This is a genomic window from Thermomicrobiales bacterium (genome assembly GCA_041390825.1).
Lineage (GTDB): Bacteria > Chloroflexota > Chloroflexia > Thermomicrobiales > UBA6265 > JAMLHN01.
Genome location: JAWKPF010000097.1, coordinates 1 through 1652, shown reverse-complemented (window position 1 = coordinate 1652; position 1652 = coordinate 1). Strand labels below are relative to the sequence as shown.

At 61.9% G+C, this 1652-nt stretch carries 1 protein-coding gene; it reads left to right on the top strand.

Annotation, left to right across the window (positions count from 1 at the left end):
• A partial coding sequence (locus R2855_20460; GenBank protein ID MEZ4533380.1) for a citrate synthase occupies window positions 1–1309 on the top strand: 1309 nt, incomplete at its 5' end.
• Window positions 1310–1652 lie beyond the last annotated feature (343 nt).

The window sequence follows — 1652 nt, the reverse complement described above, 5'->3', positions numbered from 1 at the left end:
CATGACCGATCCGGCCAAGGCCAGCAACGCGACCCTGACCGTCGGCGGGCAGGAGGCGCTCGAGCTGCCGATCCTGTCCGGCACGATCGGACCGGACGTTGTCGACATCCGCAAGCTTTACGGTGCAACCGGTTGTTTTACCTACGATCCGGGCTTCACCTCGACCGCGGCCTGCAAGTCCAAGATCACCTATATCGACGGTGAGGAGGGCATTCTCCTCCATCGCGGCTACTCCATCGAGGATCTCGCCGAGAAGAGCGATTTCCTGGAGACGGCGTTCCTCATCCTTTTCGGGGATCTGCCGAACGCCAAGGAAAAGTCGAAGTTCGAACATGACGTGACTCATCACACGATGATTCACGACCAGATCAACTACCTGTTCCGCGGTTTCCGCCGCGATGCCCACCCGATGGCCGTGATGATCGCCGTCGTCGGCGCACTCTCCGCCTTCTACCACGAGGATCTCGACACCAACGATCCGCACCACCGCATGATCGCGAGCTATCGCCTGATCGCCAAGATCCCGACGATTGCCGCCATGGCGCACAAATATTCGGTCGGCCAGCCGTTCATGTATCCGCGCAACGACCTCAATTATGCGGAAAACTTTCTCTACATGATGTTCGGTGTGCCGTGCGAGGCCTGGAAGGAGCGTCCGACCCTCAGCCGCGCACTCGACAAGATCTTCATCCTCCACGCCGACCACGAGCAGAACGCTTCCACCTCGACCGTCCGTCTCGTCGGTTCCACCGGTGCGAGCCCCTATGCGGCCGTGGCCGGCGGTATCGCCAGCCTCTGGGGTCCGGCGCACGGCGGTGCCAACGAGGCCGTGGTGAACATGCTCGAGGAGATCGGCTCCGTCGACCGCATCCCCGAGTTCATCAATCGCGCCAAGGACAAGGACGATCCGTTCCGGCTCATGGGCTTCGGCCACCGGGTCTACAAGAACTACGATCCGCGCGCCAAGATCATGCAGACCACCTGCCACAAGGTGCTGGCGGAAACCGGCGCCAAGGACGACCTGTTCGAGGTGGCGATGGAGCTCGAGCGCATCGCGCTGCACGACGAGTACTTCATCGAGAAGAAGCTCTACCCGAACATCGACTTCTATTCCGGCATCACCCTGAAGGCGATGGGCTTCCCGACCACGATGTTCACGGTGCTGTTCGCGCTCGCCCGCACCGTCGGCTGGATCGCCCAGTGGAAGGAGATGATCGAGGACCCGAGCCAGAAGATCGGCCGTCCGCGCCAGCTCTATACCGGCGCCACCACCCGCAACTACGTTCCGATCGACCGGCGCAATTCTTGAAACGCGGTCGCACTTCAGAAAGCTCAAATTGGCGCCGTCGGTGGTGAAAGTCGTTTCGTCTATCGGACAGGACCTGCCCAACGATCCCGTCTTCGGGTCGCGCCCGAGGTTTCGCTAAGAGCATTGAAATCACCGCCGGTCGAAAACGCGGCTGTACCTACCTGCTCACGAAATGCCCGGTGCATGCGAAAATGGCCGGACCAGCGCCGCTGCGGGTGGCCATGCCCGCGCCTGGAAATCGACGAGGGCAGCCGCGCCGCTGAACCCGTCGGCGAGCGCTTCTTGCATGAGCGAACGCGGCGTTGCGTCGGGATTGTCAATTGCCCCGACGACGGTGTCGTAA